This window comes from Parapedobacter sp., from assembly GCF_035556095.1.
GTDB lineage: Bacteria > Bacteroidota > Bacteroidia > Sphingobacteriales > Sphingobacteriaceae > Parapedobacter.
Genome location: NZ_DATMFT010000005.1, coordinates 19,535 through 37,191 on the forward strand (window position 1 = coordinate 19,535; position 17,657 = coordinate 37,191).

Here is a 17,657-nt window from a genome sequence, read left to right on the forward strand (position 1 = left end):
TCAAATCAACACATCATCTCGCGTGTATCCACTTGAAGCTGTAGCTTTTATCAGGAACTTTCATCCGGTCGGCCAAACGCAGTAAGCGGTCGGGTAGGCGGACCAGGTAATCCCGTGCACGTTCACCGGCCTCATTTAATTCCTTGACGGACTCGACCTTCCATTCACGCAGCAGTTCTTTCAGGATATCTACATAGTCTATCGCAGTATACACACCCAGTCGTTGCGCTGCATCCGAGAAGTGTGAGAATGCTTCTCCTTGTGGCTCGCCCGACTCCCTAAGTAACAGCGCAGGCATCACGATTTTCTTATGCATCATGTCTTCAAATGCCAGCATCACTTCGCTGGGATCAACTTCCATTGCTTTGGAAATGAAAGACATATAAGCTTTCGCATGGCGCGCTTCATCAGCGGCGATTACGCCGCACATTTTTGCCAACAGCCTGTCGCCTTCCTTTTTTGAGAAAGCGGCTACCCGCCTGTGCGACACGTTGGTGGCCAACTCCTGAAAAGAGGTATAAATGAAATTCCGGTAGGGGTCATTACCCGTTCCGATATCGATACCGTCTTGCAGCAAGTATTGTGTGGAAATTTCCATTTCCCGCATATTCACGCGGCCGGAGAGGTATAAGTATTTATTGAGTAAATCGCCATGCCGATTTTCTTCTGCCGTCCAAGCACGTACCCATTTCATCCACCCCCCTTGCTCGTTTTTGTTGACGTCCTCTACCATGGTAAGCCACGACTCGTAGGTAGGTAAGGCTTCTTCCGTAATGGTATCGCCGATCAGTACAGCAACCAAATCATAAGACAGCTCCCTGGCGCTTTCCTGTAAATCCCGTACTTCCTCGAAAAAGGTGTCCCTTGACGAATCGGGGAGTAGGTCTGCGGGTTGCCACATCTCTTCCACGGGCTTCAGGTACTCGCTCATTTCATTGAGCATGAATGGCTCCAAGTAAGCCATCACTTCTTTTCGTGATCCTTCAGGTATTTGTTGTGTCAATTGCATAGTCTATGCAAAGATAATCAAATGGGTTGATAATCTTTTTTTAACCGTTGGATTATATTTAAAATATGACAAGAATCACAATTTAACCGTAGTTTTGAGCCACTTTACTTTTCAATGAAGCGAAAAAAGCCCTTACGATGAGTGGTTATTTTAACATACGTGTTTACGGCATATTGATTAACGAGAATCAGGAAGTACTGATCAGCGATGAACGGGAATATGGCATGGAATTCAGTAAATTCCCGGGCGGTGGCTTGGAATACGGCGAGGGGCTGTCGGCCGGACTCATTCGGGAATTTAAAGAGGAATGTGATGTCGAGATTGAGATTTTGCGGCATGTGCATACCACCGATGTGTTTATAAAGTCAGCATTCAACGACAGCCAGGTCCTCGCGGTATACTACCTCGTGAGAAATAGAACACCGTTGCGATGCCGTTTCAGTACTGAGGTTTTCGATTTCGAAGCGGATAGGGCAATTGACCAAGTGTTTCGTTGGATACCCGTCGGCAAATTGAAGGAATCAGACCTTACTTTCGAGATGGACCGCATCGCCTGGCGTGCATTCGTGTCGGAAAAAAGCCACGGTTTTCATTTTTTACCCTAACCATTGCGGGTATTTTGCCTGTCGCATCGGATAATTCGATACTTTCGTGCCATTATTTGAAGAAGCCGTCGCCATGGAAACTGTTTTTTGGATTAGCCTGTTCATTATTGGGTATACCTATGTCGGCTACGGCGTCGTGCTGTACCTTTTCGTCCGGTTGAAACGGCTGTTGTGCTCGCGTAGGCGAGCACAAGGGCAGGACGTAGTGGCGGAACTGCCATCGTGTACCGTCATCGTGGCCGCCTACAATGAAGCATCCGTTATCGAAGAAAAAATCCACAATACGTTGGCATTGCAATATCCGGAGGGAAAACTAAGCTATTGCTTCATAACTGACGGGTCCACGGATGCTACACCTGAGTTTGTCCGGAAATTCCCGGAGATCAATTTGCTGCATACCGATGTCCGCGGTGGAAAGATTTCGGCGGTACATCGTGCCATGCAATACGTGGCAACCGATGTTGTTGTTTTTACGGACGCAAACACGTGGCTGAACCCTACCGCCATATTGGAAATTTGCAGCCACTATGCAGATCCCAGGGTTGGCGCTGTGGCCGGCGAGAAAAGGGTGCATGCAGAGGCAGTGGCTGACGCAAGCGCCGCGGGGGAAGGTTTTTATTGGAAGTACGAGTCGGCTTTGAAACGTTGGGACTCGGCCCTGCACACGGTGGTGGGCAGCGCTGGTGAGCTCTTCAGCATCCGTAGAACGCTGTATGAGCCCGTCCCTTTAGATACCGTCCTGGATGATTTCATGATTTCGATGCGGATTGCCGAACGTGGGTATCGGGTGGTCTATGAGCCGAATGCATACGCAACCGAGATGGCCTCAGAAAACGTGGAAGAGGAGCTGAAGCGGAAAATCCGCATTGCAGCGGGCGGTATTCAATCCATTACGCGGTTAAAGCGAGCACTCAACCCGTTTGCCGATCCGATGCTGGCCTTTCAATATATCAGCCATCGGGTACTCCGATGGACGGTTACACCGCTGCTGCTCGTGGTGGTTTTTGTAATCAATGCTATTTTACATAGCCGTGGGGTGGGAATGATTTACACGCTGTTGTTTTGTGGCCAAATGGCATTTTATCTATGCGCGCTAATTGGTTTTCTACTTGAGCGAAAGGCACTCCGTGTGAAGGCCCTGTTTGTTCCCTATTACTTTTGCGTGATGAACTATGCGGTCATAGCGGGCATCATAAGGTATTTCCGTGGTGGTCAGAGCGCTATTTGGGAGCGTTCTAGCCGCAAACAGTAGCCCGTGGCTATAACTCGTAGATGGGTAGGTGGTTTATTGGTTCGGATGTAGCGTAACACCCCACATAGCCTGTATGAAGGTGGAACGAATATAGATAGACCCGGTCGGGCGGGTTACCTCCTATAATCCTCTTTTCAGCAACACAGGCGCCGTCCAACACTTCGAAAAAGGGTAGATGTTCGCCAATGCCTTCGCCGGTCAATTTTAGAATGGCTTCCTTCCTTGTCCATAATGTGAAAAACCGACTGTGAACGCCGTCTTGTTGGGACGTGATGTAATTGATTTCGTTGGTTGAGAAACAGACCGCTAGCATATCCTCGACTATAATCGGCCGATGTGACCATTCAATATCGATACCGATGGCAGCGCCGTCCGCAATCCCTATCATCGACTTTCCTTCGGTATATGAAAGATTGAAGGCAATGGAACGGTGGTCAGAAGATAGCCGTGGTTTGTTATGCCGCTCACCCACAAACTGAAGGGTTGCGGGGTTTGACTGGGAAGTGCCGGCCAGCAAGATTCGCAGCATGGTGTGCGTGGTCTTGTAACGGGCGGCATGCGCGGGTTGGTGGAAGCGTGATGAGCGGGTCAACTCAGCTTCACTCAAGAGTTGGCTGTAACGATTGCTAAGTATAGCATGGGCGCGATCTATATCGATCAACCACAAGCTAGGCCGCGGAACTTGATCGGGGCTGCCCAATATGGACCAGCCGTCTACCAAGTGCGGCTCTTTGATCCAAGTGGATATAATTGTCGTGCTGTCCATCAACTAACCCTTATTTGACTTGGGTGTGTGCGATAAGTTGGTCAAAATAACGTTCGAAAGTGATATGAGCGATGCCTTTTGCTCCGGCATCTGCTCCCAACTGCGAACGTTCTACCGAGACGATATCCTTTAGTTGAGTCATGCAGTACGTGTTGATAGCCTGTTGAATCGGGATAGTGATGTAGTCATTTGCTGCGGCAATTTTACCACCTAGGATAATTAATTCCGGATTGAAAAGCTGAACCAGCGTAGCAATCCCTTTCCCGAGTTTTTCTCCGGTATGGGCGAGGATACTAATTGCGTACTGGTCGCCGTTATTTGCAGCGTCGATAACCAACTGCGGTTCGATATTTTCGATTTCACGTTCTGAAAGACTATTGAGTAGGGAATCCTCGCCGGATTGGATACCCTCTTTAGCCATCTTTGCTAACGCGATGCCCGAGGCTACGGTTTCAAGACAACCTTTTTTTCCGCAATAGCATAAGGCCCCATCTTCGACGAATGGCATGTGACCCATTTCTCCGGAGAATCCCGCAGCCCCATTCCGCAGTTGACCGTCCATGATAATCCCTAAACCGATGCCCCAATCCATCAAAATGACCAACACATCGTTGCGTCCTTTGGCAAGGCCGAATTTCAATTCGGCGATAGCCGCACTTTTGACGTCGTTAATAATGAACACTGGTTTGTCAAAAGCTGCCGCCATGTATTCCTGTAGCGGCTGTTCCCGCCGATTGTTGGACATATAGGTGTGGTTGCGGCCGTCTGTTTTGTTTATCAGTCCGGGCATACTGATGCCTATGGCCAAAATGGAGTTCCACGTGATACCAGCATTGGCTATAAAATCAGCAATTAATTGTTGCAGTTGGCTGGCCGATGACCAGTCTTTGGTTAACAGGAACGACGAAGAAGTGGTACGGGTAAATGCATTCGTATTATCGACAATGGTCATTTTAACCTTGAATAATTCTACTTCTACACACAGAACGAAAAATGTGTCGCTTTTTAGCTTGTTCAAGATCGGTTTCCGGCCCCCGATGGAACTTCCTTTTTCATTTTGTTCCAATATCCCCGCTTCGGCCAAGCTATTAATTAACTCAAGGGTCTTGGGCGCACTAAGGTTGAGGTGTTTGCAAATAGCCGCATTGGTCATGCCGTTCACTGCAATTAAGGCCTTAACCAATTTCAGCCTGAAGCTGTGGTTTTTGCGCTCAATACGTGATTTACGGGCTACATTATTGCTTAGTGATAGGACCGGAGACATGACGTTTTAATTAGCATTCAAAAATAGGGATTAATTGGCGAATTTCGATATAGTTTTGTTACATATTTGCAAATATAATCCATCTTCTTAAAAAAAATTCAAAAAGTTTTGGTGTTGATTAAGGAAATAATAAATTTGTGACTTCGGAACCGATTTGGAAATCAGAATAATCATGAAGGAAAAAAACACGTCCCGTCGGGAATTTATCAAGAAATCATTAGTGGGGGCAGCGGCATTCAGCATTGTGCCCCGTTTTGTTTTGGGTGGGCAGGGCTATTTAGCACCAAGCGACCACCTTACCAAAGGCGTTATCGGCGTTGGTGGTATGGGGCGTGGGCATTTCGGCTATGCAGGCACCAAAACGGTGGCCATCTGCGATGTGGATAGCCGCCATTTGGCCTTGGCTATGAAGCAATTGGGCGACAGCGGGGTGAAGCAATTGGCGGACTTCCGCGAACTGATTCAACTGCCGGAAGTTGACATCGTACACATCGCGACACCTCCGCATTGGCACGGCATCATGGCGGCGGAAGCGGCCCGTATGGGCAAAGACATCTGGTGCGAAAAGCCGATGACACGCACGATCGGTGAGGGGAAAAAAGTCGTGGAAGCGGTCAGGCAACACGGCAACATCTTCCGGTTGAACACGTGGTTTCGGTTTGATTCCACATTTTACGGAATGAATGTGCCGGTAAAACGCATTAAGAAACTGGTCGATTCGGGCATGCTGGGATGGCCATTGAAGGTAACCATTAGCAAGCATACCGGGTTTGATTGGAAGTTTTTCTGGGTGGGCCAGGAGAACCTTCCGGTACAAGAGGTTCCAAAAGAGCTGGATTACGATATGTGGTTGGGGCCGGCACCCTACAAACCCTATAGCGAACACCGTGTGCACATGACATTCAGGGGCTATTGGGACTACGATGGTGGTGGACTGGGCGATATGGGGCAACACTACATCGACCCGGTTCAATATTTCCTGAACAAGGACGGGGAGAGCCCGATTTCTGTTGAAGTGGATGCCCCGCAGCAGCACAGCGATGCCGTAGGTACTTGGCGAAGGATTACCTATACGTTTGCCGATGGCTGCCAGATTGTGCTCGATGGCGAAGGCAAAGATGTGGGCGTGCCCTATATCGAAGGACCCAATGGGAAGTTGTACCGGGGGTTCAAGTCTGATATCCCCGATATGGAGCGGAAGCTCGCGTCGTTTCCCGACCCTGAACCACAGATGACCGATTTTGTGGAGGCGGTGAAGACGCGCCAGAAGTTTGCGTTGAATGAGGAGAATGGATTCCGTTCATGTACGATTGTGAATATGGGATTGACCGCACTGCGCCTCGGACGCTCATTGAAGTTCGATTCCGAGCAGCAAGTGTTTATCGACGACGAAGCAGCGAATAGATTAATAGACCAACCCATGCGGGGTCCTTGGTCGATATAAAACGAAAAAAAGACAGATCCATGATAAGGTCCATAGTTGCGCTTTTAGCGCTAATCATCTTACAGGCACCAATATATGCTCAGCAGGGAGACACCCGAACGACCACGACCAAGATTGCCGATGTATTGGCACTACAGCCATCGGAAACTACCCAACGACTCAACGACGCCATGGGGCAGCTCGAACGGTTCACGGCCGCGGATATTGCAGCGCTGCTATCCCAGTTGACGCCCCCCGGACAAGGCGATAATGCCGGGATCGAATACGCTACAAACAGTTACAGCTACCATGTGTTGTCTGCGGGCAAAGACCGGCAACGGGCAGCATTTATCCAAGGAGCGGTAGCTGCCTTGGCGGCGGTTGATGACAAAGACAATAAAGGCTTCGTTATCCAGTTGTTGCAAAATGCGGGAGACGACACGGCGGTGGAGGCCCTTAGTGGCTACCTTACCGATGCCTACCTGGGTGAGAAAGCATCGCGGGCACTTGCCCGCATTGGTACCGATGCCGCTGGCGGTGCGTTGCTGGCGGCACTGCTCCAAGCCAACGGCGTTGCGGAGATGAATATCGTCAACGCGCTTGGTTTCATTGGGTATGCGCCAGCGGAGCAGGCTATCCTCGCCAAAGCCGGGGCTAGCGATGCGAACTTGCAGAAGGCGGTATTGTATGCCCTTTCGCGCATCGGCGGAACAGCCTCCGGATCAACATTGGGGGCAGCGGCCCGTGCGGCGGACTACGCATACGATCCGACGGACGCGACGGCGGCCTATGTCAATTATCTACACCGGCTCATCGAATTGGGTGAGACAAAAGCCGCAGGCAAGCTGGCATCACGGCTATTCAAGGATACCCGCGGAGACAACCAGGTACATACCCATTTCGCGGCATTGGAGTTGCTGACGGACATCAACGGCGCAAAGCAGGTCAGCAAGCTGCTGAAGGAAACCAGAGATGATAATCCGGTATACCGGAATGCTACACTGGGCTTGCTGGTACCTTACCTCAATGAGCGGACGTCTGCTAAATTGGTCGGCAACGCTGCCAAGGGCGACGAACAGGCACAGGCAGATATCCTGCGCTATTTGGGTAACCAGCGGCAGGCCTCCGCGCTACCTATCGTGCGAAAGGCGCTGCATGCCACCTCGCCGGCGGTGCGCGTAACTGCGGTAAAAGCATTTCACCAATTAAATGGTGATGCAGAGGCGGAAGAGTTGATTCCCCTATTAGCCGATGCCGACGACCAGACGCGGGCTGCCATCAAAGACGTGCTGCTCATTTCGAAGAGCAAACAGCTTACGCAAACGGCGGCAGCAGCACTGGCAGCAACAAAGAGCGACGAGGTACGCGTGTTGTTGATTGAGGTGCTAGCCCATCGCGGTGCAGGCGAAAGTATGCCGGTGATTCTCGACGTTATAAAAAGCGACGCGTCGGATGCCGCCAAAGCGGCTGCCTATGCCGCCCTACCGAAAGTTGCCCGTCCGGATGACCTGAACAGTTTATCTGGGCTGCTGGTATCGGCCGATGGCCGGTATATCAAGCACGTGCAAAATGCCGTGGTTGTAGCGGTAGATCGAGGTGCTGACAGAGCGGGCCAAGTGCAACAGGTTATTTCCGGCCTGCAGGGCGCAGGTGCCAATGCACAACCCCACTATTTCCCCATCCTGGCAGGAATAGGTGGGCAGCATGCCTTGACCATTGTGTCGGACTATGCCGATGGTGAAAACCCCGCTTTACGGCGCGCTGCGACGTCGGCGTTGGCCAGTTGGACTGACGCGGAGGCGTTACCTAAATTGGTGGAGCTAAGCCGCAAGAAGGTAATGGATGCCAGCCAATTGGGTGAAGTAATCAACGGCTTGGTTCGCGTTATTGGCATTGCCGACCTACCCGCCGACCAGAAGGTGCTTTATTTGCGAGACGCTTTTGAGGTTGCGCAGACCGCAGATCAGCGCAAGTCGATATTGCAGACACTGCAAGGCCAAGCGACTTATCAGGCGTTGTGCTTTGCGGGCCAATTTATGGACGATAATGAATTGGGTAGCACCGCGATGAATACGGTGATAAACATTGCGCTAGAGAATAACCAGTTTTATGGCGCAGATGTGACCCGGCTATTGACTAAAGCCATCGGGATGCTGTCCGGCAGCGAAAGCAGCTACCTACGCGAGGCGATTCAGAAGCATATCGATGGCCTCCCTAAAGGTCCGGGATACGTATCCCTGTTCAACGGCCGGAATTTGGATGGATGGAAAGGGCTTGTTGCCAATCCGATTGCACGAAATGCAATGGATACCAAGACACTTGCTGCTGAGCAGGCAAAAGCGGATGAAGTAATGCGCCAGGGTTGGTACGCAGAAGAGGGTGTATTGCATTTCAATGGCCATGGCGATAATATTGTTGCGACGAAGGAATATGGTGATTTTGAGATGCTTGTTGACTGGAAGTTAGACAAGGAAGGAAAAGAGGGCGATGCGGGTATCTACCTACGTGGTACGCCACAGGTACAGATATGGGACACATCGCGGGTGAATGTAGGGGCACAGGTAGGATCCGGTGGACTGTATAACAACCAAAAGCACGAGAGCATCCCCCTTAAGGTGGCCGACAATGCATTGGGAGAATGGAATACATTTCGTATTGCCATGGTTGGCGACAAGGTAACCGTGTACCTCAACGGAGAGTTGGTAACCGATAACGTGGTGCTCGAGAACTTTTGGGACCGAAATCTGCCGATATTCCCGACGGAACAGCTCGAATTGCAAGCGCACGGCACGCACGTGATGTACCGCGATATCTATGTACGGGAGCTGCCACGCCGCGAAACGTTTACGCTTAGCACGGAAGAACAGGCGGAAGGTTTCCAAGTGCTGTTTGACGGGAGCAATTTGGACGCATGGACAGGCAATACCACGGCTTACCATGTGAGTGATGAAGGCACATTAGCCATCTATCCGACAGAAGGGTCGGGGGGGAACCTCTATACGAAGGAGGAGTTTGCCGATTTCATTTACCGGTTTGACTTCCGGTTGACCCCCGGTGCAAACAATGGAATTGGCATCCGTGCACCGATGGAAGGCGACGCCGCTTACGGTGGTATGGAGATACAGGTGCTTGACGATGGTGCCGATATGTATAAGAACCTGGAGGAATATCAGTATCACGGTTCGGTATATGGCGTTATTCCAGCGAAGCGCGGCTACTTGAAGCCCGTGGGTGAATGGAATACCGAGGAAATTCGTGTACAGGGTAACAAGATTAAGGTAACGCTGAACGGAACGGTGATTGTGGATGGGGACTTGGCCGAAGCGTCTAAGAACGGCACGTTGGACAAGAAGGATCACCCAGGATTGAAACGCGCGACAGGCCATATCGCGTTCCTCGGGCATGGATCGGAGGTTCACTTTCGGAATATAAGGGTGAAGCGGTTGTAATATTTTCAGCTCTTTTTTAGAGAAATCCTACATGGTGGATAACATCATGTAGGATTTTTTTTACAAGATAAAAATATGTGATTAGGAAAACACTTTTGTGGTTGACTTATTTGCTATCATTGCGCAGTATATTCTGGTTACTTATGACTATCTATGATTATAATGAATTTACTCGGCCTAACCGATTTTATCGTTTTGTTAGTTGTCGGCACCCGGAGCGTACGAAAGCGTAAGAAAAGCAAATGATAAAATCGATTTCTATTCGGTTCCAGCAGATTTTGTCTAACTTGGATGTTAGGAAGCCTATCGCATTGGTTTGGTCATTGGCTGGTGGGATGACGCTCTTGGTTATCTTGATGATCGTTGTCGAAACAGCACTGTTTTTCGGGTCATTATATGCGCTCAAAGGGCTTTTAGATATTGTCGCCCAACAGGATTTTGGTAATCCGGATTTCGCTGACCAGATAATCCGTCAGGTAGCTTTTGCCGGAATACTAGCTGGATTATACAATGTCGCCAAAGCCATATCGGCCTATACCACCGAAATACAGGCCGCAAAAGTGTCTGAGCACATCAATAACAAAATACACGAAAAAGCGGTAAGTTTGGAATTGGCTTATTACGAAAGCCCGGCATATTTCGATATCCTGCAGCGTGCGCGGGAGGCAGGTTCTGAGCGTCCCAACGCCGTGATTATCGCATTATTGGATACGGTAAAAAATCTGTTGAGTATGTTGGCCATTGCGTCTATCATTATATCGATAGACTGGCTGTTGTTACCCATATTGGTGCTTTTTGTTTTACCTACACTATTTGTAAGAATCCATTATTCGGGAAAGTTAAATGAGCTGCGTATAAAAAATACGCCATTGGAACGTAAAACGACGTACCTCAGTAACCTGATCACCACAGAGGTATCGGCCAAAGAAGTACGGGCCTATAATTTGGGGCATCATTTCAAAAAGCAGTATTTCGGCATCCGGCTGCAATTGATGGCTGAGCGGCTTAAAATAAGCCTCCAACGCACCAAAGGCGAGGTACTCACAACCTCTTTGGCGAGTTTAGGTTTTTTTGCCTGTATTTTCTATATTGCAATGGGTGCGATCAACGGGACCGTCAGCGCGGGAGACATTACTATTTTCCTTGTCATCTTTCCTCAGATTTTCAATCTAATGCAAGGGGTAACCGCGGCGATTTCGGTTGTTTATCAAAATAATATTTTTGTCAATAGTATTTTCGAACTTTTTGAGATGGAAAGTGATTTTGACAAAACGCACAATCCGGCACCTATACCGGGTGGACCCGATATGTGCATTGAAATGAAACATGTTTCGTTTACCTATCCACATCTGCACACCCCCACCTTGGAAGACATTAGTATCGATATACCGGTTGGCAAAATTGTGGGATTGGTAGGGTTGAACGGCGCTGGCAAAAGTACGTTGATCAAGCTGATAACCCGTCTTTACGACCCCACCGAGGGCCGGATTGAATTGGGCGGTATGGATATCAGACGGTTTTCACTTTCGGATTACCGAAAGCAAATAGGCGTAGTGTTTCAAGATTTTACCCGGTTCAACATGAGTGTTGCGGAAAATATTTCCCTTGGGGATATCTCCCGCGGCGAACATAGTAAGGATGACATCTCAAACGCGGCCAAGCTGTCGGGTGCCCATGAATTTATCCGGCAATTTGATAAGGGTTATGATACGATGATGGGTAGGATTTTCGAAGATGGGCAGGAGGTAAGTATCGGCCAATGGCAAAAGCTTGCCACTGCGAGGGCGTTGTACAGTAGCGGGCATTTTTTGATTTTGGACGAGGCAACAAGTGCATTGGATACAACAGCGGAATATACATTGTTCGATAAACTGAGATCACATGTTGGAAATAGGGGCACCTTGGTGATTAGCCATCGCTATTCGACCGTTAAGAATGCCGACTATGTTTATGTTCTGGATAGGGGGAGAATAGTCGAAGAAGGATCTCCTCTCTTACTCGCCCGATCAAATGGTACTTACGCTACCCTGTTTAACAATGAAATACTGGATGAGGAATCTTTACGCTAAGACAAAGCCATCAGACATCTCGTCAAAAAAATGCGTCCTCATTGTTTCGGCGATTTTAGATGCATGGGGAGGGAGTGAGGAGCTCTGGTCTGCTTGTGTTCCTATCCTACAAAAACGGAATTTCCATGTGGTTGTAGCAAAGTCTGTTGTTCATCCGGAGCATCCGAAAATTGCGCTTCACCAAAAAAATGGGGTCCAGTTTTTAGAGACGAATCCGAAAAGACATGTCGTTGCTCGAATATGGGGTCGGCTTCAAAAGAAATGGAAAAGAAATCTACCCGGATTCGTGCAAACCGATCCGATTCGGAATTTTAAGATGCATCTGGTTAAACAAAAACCGTCATTGGTTATCTTATCACAAGGTATAAATTTCGATGGGGTGGGGTATATGTATGCCTGTATGGAAATGGGGATTCCTTATGTCATTATCTCCCACAAGGCGGCGGAATCTTTTTGGCCCTGGCCCGCTGACAGGACATGTATACAGCAGATCTTTTTAAACGCCAAGGCTTGCTTTTTTGTTTCTCGGCATAACCAGCAATTGACCCAGGAACAGTTTGGCTTGTCCTTGCCCCATAGTAGGATTATTTTTAACCCGGTGAGGGTGACGCGAACGGTACCTTTCCCAACGGTTATGTCAACCTTCCATATATGCTGTATCGGCCGATTGTTTATCGTTGATAAAGGGCAGGATATCTTGCTGCGGATTTTGAGTAGGCCGGTCTGGAAAACCCGGAATATCCATTTGACAATTTTTGGTTCGGGCCCCGATGAGGTCGGGTTGAAGGCGCTCGTTAACTACCTTGAAATTGATCAGGTGACGTTTGCCGGTTTTACCAATGACTTTGAAGAAATATGGAAAAATCAACATGCATTGGTGGCTCCATCACGCTGTGAAGGGCTACCTCTCACGATTGTCGAGGCTATGAAAACCGGTCGACCGGTCATTACCACTAACGCCGGTGGGAGTGCGGAGTTTATTGAAGATAATGTTACGGGATTTGTGAGCCATTGTAGCCAGGAATCTTTTGAAGATGCCATGGAACGGGCATGGGCACGCAGATACGAATGGAAAGAAATCGGTGAGGAAGCGCGGAAAGCCATTGATCATATTTTACCGGCCCACCCTGAACAGGATTTTATTGACATGCTTACTGACTTTTTATGATGAGTTACCCATTAGTTTCGGTTATTATACCCACTTACAACAGGGCGTTTATCGTTATGAAAGCGATTGAAAGCGCGTTGCAGCAGACCTATCCCAATGTGGAAGTGCTGGTTATAGACGATGGCTCGGAAGACCATACCGAACAATTGGTTTCCGTAGAAAAAAGGGTAAAATACATTAAAATTCCACATGGCGGGCAATCAACCGCACGCAATGTAGGCTTGGAATTATCTCAAGGAACATTTATTGCCCCATTGGACTCCGATGATGTATGGACACCGGATTTCCTGATGAAATGTGTACATGCGATTGAGCATTTCCGGTTGGATTTCGTGTTCGCAAACTGGCTTCAAGAAAACAAAATCGGGGGGCCTCACGATTTTTTATGCCGAGATCCATTTTTACGACCTTATATAGGGAAAGATCAGGTAGGCGACTGGATGTTATTGTCAAGCGATGACTTACGAAAGCTCTATTTGTCTGCTTGCCCGTCCCCTTCGTCGTCTACCGTTATCCGTAAATCATCTATCGCTGGAAGATATAATAAATTACTGCGGATAGGAGAGGACTGGAGCCTATACTTGGATATGATTCTTAATAAACCGTGCAGGGCTGCCTTCACCTTGGAAAAATTATGGTATAAGCAGGTGCACGACCATAACATATACGACGGTCGCGTAAGGAACCAAGTGTTGGAAATCATGAATGTAGATGATCAGGAAATTCTGAATCTGTACCAGCATTTGTTGCGCGACGATGAAATAGCAGTTTTTACAAAGAAACGTGTTTCAGTAATGATGGAGCTAGCGAAACACAAGTTGATACGCGAAAGGCGTTTTTCCGAATCGTGGAAACTATACAAAGAAGCTTTCATGTTACAACCTTTGCGAGCGGTTATGGAAATTCCTAGTCTCATGTCTCAGGCTTTCCGAAATCGTTTGATGAAGTTGTCGCTTTTTTTTAATCTTATGGATTCGTGATGATAGCCGATTTTAAGAAATTGACGACCGCCATTAACAAGGGCGTCGATTTCCTATATGAACACCAATATCCCAGTGGGGAGTTTTGTTGCTATATCGCGTCCGATGATGATATGCAAAATGATATTACGACGGATTCATGCGTTTTTCCAACCGCTGTGATTGGACTGTGTCTACAGACATTGCCAAAGACCATCCAAACAGCGCGGATATTGGAAAAGATATGTATTTTTTTACAGTATCAAATGATGAGAGGAGGGGTGTGGAATTTTTTTACGGTCCGGAATCCGTTATTTAAGGTGAATCCTCCGGATCTCGACACTACCGTGATGGCTTCTAAAGTTTTAATCGGATGTGGTGTGGAATTTCCCGATAATGAAAGAATTTTTCTTTATAACAGAAGCAGGAACGGATTGTTTTATACGTGGATCACGACCCGACTCAAAAATAAGTTAGATCCTATTTATCTGAAGTTAATTCTCCGGGAGTTCAAATATCCGATCAGAAATATCTTATATTGGACTAGAAACGAAAGCGGCAAATATGATATTGATGGTGTCGTAAATGCTAACGTTCTCTACGCGCTTGGATTGAATGAAGATACACGGGGAATCATCCCTTTTCTCAAAAGTATATTGTATACGAATGCCGAAGATGATTGCGACAAGTGGTATCGAAATCCCTTTACGTACTACTATTTCCTTTCGCGAAACTTTAATCGTGGTATAGATGAACTGGTTCCGGAAGAAACTGTCATCATTGAGAAAGTTTTAGCCCGTGCTTCGGTTACAGGCCTTTTGGGTGATTCTCTGTTGGATACGGCACTTGGGGCCACTGCGTTAATCAATGCGGGTTACCGAGGTGATCGGTTAGATAAAGCCATTCATTTATTATTGGAAAGTCAAAACGTTAGAGGCTATTGGCCGCGGAGATCGTTTTATTACTCGGGGCCCAGCAAAGCAATGGGATGGGGGTCGGAGGAGCTCACTACAGCATATTGTCTAGAGGCCATTATGGCTTATATTAGATTGCGTTATGGCGTTTCGGATAAAAGTAGTTAAGGCGATTCGGGCGGCTGAATGGTGGGAATACAAATTGCCTCCCATTCTGGCAATAGCATACGCAACAAGCGAGTTTTCTGATATGCCGCTATATAAAGTAGCGCCATACTGCTTATTCTATCTTGTATCCTTAGTCATTGGTGCCATTTACGTAAGTATTATCAATGACATCACCGATATTGATGCCGACCGAGCTGCTGGGAAGCGGAACCGATTGGTGGGGATTCCAGCCAAATGGAGGTGGTTGTTCCCTATTGGATGCGTGGTCATTGGGATGGTATTTGGTTATTTGATGTGGCCGGATATATTGACCGTCACTTTCTATTCCTTGGCGTGGATAGCGTTCAGTCTATATTCCATCCCACCATTCAGGTTCAAAAACAGGGGGGCATTGGGCCCTTTATGTGATGCATGCGGGGCACATTTGTTCCCTACATTGACAATGTTATCGGGGATCAGCTCCATATCTGGTCAATCCGTTGATTTTTACTGGCTTATAATCGTTGGTATTTGGGCTTTTTCGTTTGGGCTTCGAGGAATTTTGTGGCATCAGTATCTGGATAGGGAAAACGATTTCAAAGCAGGTATAAGGACGTTTGCTACACAGATGAATCTTTCAGTATTTAAGCCCATTGCAATCACTATTTTCAGTATTGAATTAGCGGCTTTTGTTGGAATATTGGGATACATAGATGAGAAGCTATTAGTGATATTACTATTGGTATATTTCGTCCTCGTTGTCATTCGCCTGAAGCGCTATGGCCATAAACCAATTATTCTGATGACACCGAAAAACCAACCGTTCCAAGTATGGATGCTTGATTTTTATCAGGTTCTTTTTCCCGTGGGGCTATTGTTGATAGCTTGTTTCCATGACCCTCGATCGGCAATTGTGTTGATTGTTCATTGTGTATTATTCCCGATGAAAATGATTGCGATTATTAGGGATTTTGCGGTAACCATCCTCAAATTTATCATCAGATAGCCATTGGGCATCGGGCTCGGCTTTTCTGCAGGATCGATTGTAGTGCTTTGGCTACAAATGTAGTTTATTCGATGGTTTTCTTATTCTATTCGCTGAAAAAACATGCAGATTTGTGCGTGTTACAGGTTTTCTCAATAAGAAGATGAATATATGAAGAAAAAAATACTTCTGGTAGAAGACGAGCCCACGATCCGAAGATTATTACTGTTTATCCTGTCTAAGGAGTTTGACGTGCAAGCCATGGCCAACGGATACGAAGCATTTCTTTATTTGGAGAAAAATAACATTCCCGACTTAATCATCATGGATTGGGTTATGCCTCAGATGGATGGAAACGCATTTCTTAAATGCCTTAAGGTAAGTGGGCTATATTGTGAAATACCAGTAATCGTGCTTTCCGCTTCAAAGGGTATAGTGGAGGAGCTAGATAGTCTTCCATATTCAATCAGTTATTGCCTCCGTAAACCTTTCGATCCACTCAAATTAAAACAAACCATTGAAAACATATTTAATACATCACCCTATGGATTTGTTAACTGATATTAAAAAAGAGCAGCATTTTCTCACCATATCCATAGCGTACTTAGGTACGAAGTTCAGGGATGAATTGGAAGAGGGCATGTTTGATAACGTCGATATCGCTAAATTCGATGAAATAGAAGATTTGGAACATTATATTCAGAATTGCCACCTATTACAAATCCCGGAAATCTTATTGTTGGAGATTGGTGATGAGGTTCTGGATACAAAACGGTTGATCAACAATATAAGAAAAAACCCCCTAACTCAGGGAATCAGTGTTATACTGCTTAGCTTTAAAGGTGACAGAAAAACCGTAGTGGAGACATTTCGGCCTTTTGTGAGGGACATCTACTTTTACCCGTTCAATGTGGCTGATTTACGGGAACGTATTAAACTGATTCTAAGATTCAGATATATCCAGAATGACCGGCAAACCTGTCCGGCCACCCCTCCAAAATCGTACGTTATACCGCCTACCAAGCGATTGTTTGACGTGGTGGTAGCAGGGTTGCTGTTATTGCTTTTGTCGCCGCTTATGCTATTGATTGCATTATTAATCAAACTTGATTCGAAGGGACCTATTGTCTACAAAAGTAAGCGGGCAGGAACAGGCTATAAAGTCTTTGATTTCTATAAGTTCCGTTCCATGAGGGTTAATGCGGAAAAAGAATTGGATGAGTTGGCAACTTTGAATCAATACGCTGCTAATAATGGGGTGTCTGCTTTTGTAAAAATAAAGAATGACCCGAGGATTACGAAGCTCGGTTCTCTTTTGCGAAATACAAGTTTAGATGAACTACCCCAGCTTTTCAATGTACTGAGAGGGGATATGTCGTTGGTCGGCAACAGACCCCTACCATTATATGAGGCGCAAGAACTCACATCGGATGAGTGGGCTATGCGGTTTTTAGGGCCAGCGGGGATAACGGGGTTATGGCAGGTAACCAAACGCGGGGGCAGTGAGATGTCCGACGAAGAGCGGCGTCGACTCGATAACGATTACGCGAGTGACTTTTCATTTTGGATGGATTTGAAGATTTTACTGAAGACGGTTCCGGCGTTGTTTCAGCGTGAATCCGTTTAAGGTCATAAATGCCTCTCACT

The 17,657-nt window shown here is 47.2% G+C and carries 14 protein-coding genes; 11 read left to right on the forward strand and 3 right to left on the reverse strand.

The window, feature by feature from the left end; genetic code table 11:
* Positions 1-13 precede the first annotated feature (13 nt).
* Positions 14-1,009, reverse strand: coding sequence for an acyl-ACP desaturase (locus VNQ80_RS02125; RefSeq protein WP_325635799.1), 996 nt, complete (start codon positions 1,007-1,009; stop codon positions 14-16).
* Between the two features lie 137 nt (positions 1,010-1,146).
* Between VNQ80_RS02125 and VNQ80_RS02130 the strand changes: the two genes are divergently transcribed.
* Positions 1,147-1,614 (forward strand): NUDIX domain-containing protein, encoded by a 468-nt coding sequence (locus VNQ80_RS02130; protein ID WP_325635800.1) that lies wholly within the window; start codon positions 1,147-1,149, stop codon positions 1,612-1,614.
* A gap of 73 nt (positions 1,615-1,687) precedes the next feature.
* A complete protein-coding gene (locus VNQ80_RS02135; RefSeq protein WP_325635801.1) occupies positions 1,688-2,866 on the forward strand; it encodes a glycosyltransferase family 2 protein in 1,179 nt (392 codons plus the stop codon).
* Positions 2,867-2,873: 7 nt separating this feature from the next.
* On the opposite strand, the gene VNQ80_RS02140 is transcribed toward VNQ80_RS02135, so the two are convergent.
* Together VNQ80_RS02140 and VNQ80_RS02145 are read right to left on the reverse strand one after the other, a co-directional pair.
* Entirely contained in the window at positions 2,874-3,632 is a 759-nt protein-coding gene (locus VNQ80_RS02140) for a 4'-phosphopantetheinyl transferase family protein (protein WP_325635802.1), read from the reverse strand.
* A gap of 10 nt (positions 3,633-3,642) precedes the next feature.
* A complete protein-coding gene (locus VNQ80_RS02145) occupies positions 3,643-4,896 on the reverse strand; it encodes an ROK family transcriptional regulator (RefSeq protein WP_325635803.1) in 1,254 nt (417 codons plus the stop codon).
* 172 nt (positions 4,897-5,068) lie between these two features.
* On the opposite strand from VNQ80_RS02145, the gene VNQ80_RS02150 reads away from it, so the two are divergent.
* The 9 genes from VNQ80_RS02150 (at position 5,069) to VNQ80_RS02190 (ending at position 17,637) form a co-directional block, all read left to right on the forward strand.
* Positions 5,069-6,340: a Gfo/Idh/MocA family oxidoreductase gene (locus VNQ80_RS02150; protein WP_325635804.1), complete on the forward strand. Its 1,272-nt coding sequence runs from the start codon at positions 5,069-5,071 to the stop codon at positions 6,338-6,340.
* A gap of 20 nt (positions 6,341-6,360) precedes the next feature.
* A complete protein-coding gene (locus VNQ80_RS02155) occupies positions 6,361-9,768 on the forward strand; it encodes a DUF1080 domain-containing protein (RefSeq protein ID WP_325635805.1) in 3,408 nt (1,135 codons plus the stop codon).
* 242 nt (positions 9,769-10,010) lie between these two features.
* Positions 10,011-11,837, forward strand: coding sequence for an ABC transporter ATP-binding protein (locus tag VNQ80_RS02160; RefSeq protein ID WP_325635806.1), 1,827 nt, complete (start codon positions 10,011-10,013; stop codon positions 11,835-11,837).
* A complete protein-coding gene (locus VNQ80_RS02165; RefSeq protein WP_325635807.1) occupies positions 11,806-13,005 on the forward strand; it encodes a glycosyltransferase family 4 protein in 1,200 nt (399 codons plus the stop codon). Before VNQ80_RS02160 ends, VNQ80_RS02165 begins: the two co-directional genes overlap by 32 nt.
* On the forward strand, positions 13,005-13,985 hold the full coding sequence (locus VNQ80_RS02170) for a glycosyltransferase family 2 protein (protein ID WP_325636049.1): 981 nt from the start codon (positions 13,005-13,007) through the stop codon (positions 13,983-13,985). The genes VNQ80_RS02165 and VNQ80_RS02170 overlap by 1 nt, the downstream gene beginning before the upstream one ends.
* Complete coding sequence (locus VNQ80_RS02175) at positions 13,982-15,046, forward strand: hypothetical protein (protein WP_325635808.1); 1,065 nt, start codon at positions 13,982-13,984, stop codon at positions 15,044-15,046. Before VNQ80_RS02170 ends, VNQ80_RS02175 begins: the two co-directional genes overlap by 4 nt.
* Entirely contained in the window at positions 15,021-16,031 is a 1,011-nt protein-coding gene (locus VNQ80_RS02180; protein ID WP_325635809.1) for a UbiA family prenyltransferase, read from the forward strand. Before VNQ80_RS02175 ends, VNQ80_RS02180 begins: the two co-directional genes overlap by 26 nt.
* 150 nt (positions 16,032-16,181) lie before the next feature.
* On the forward strand, positions 16,182-16,571 hold the full coding sequence (locus VNQ80_RS02185; RefSeq protein ID WP_325635810.1) for a response regulator: 390 nt from the start codon (positions 16,182-16,184) through the stop codon (positions 16,569-16,571).
* The gene (locus VNQ80_RS02190) at positions 16,555-17,637 is read left to right on the forward strand and encodes a sugar transferase (protein WP_325635811.1); all 1,083 of its coding nucleotides are present in this window, start codon (positions 16,555-16,557) and stop codon (positions 17,635-17,637) included. Before VNQ80_RS02185 ends, VNQ80_RS02190 begins: the two co-directional genes overlap by 17 nt.
* Positions 17,638-17,657: the final 20 nt, after the last annotated feature.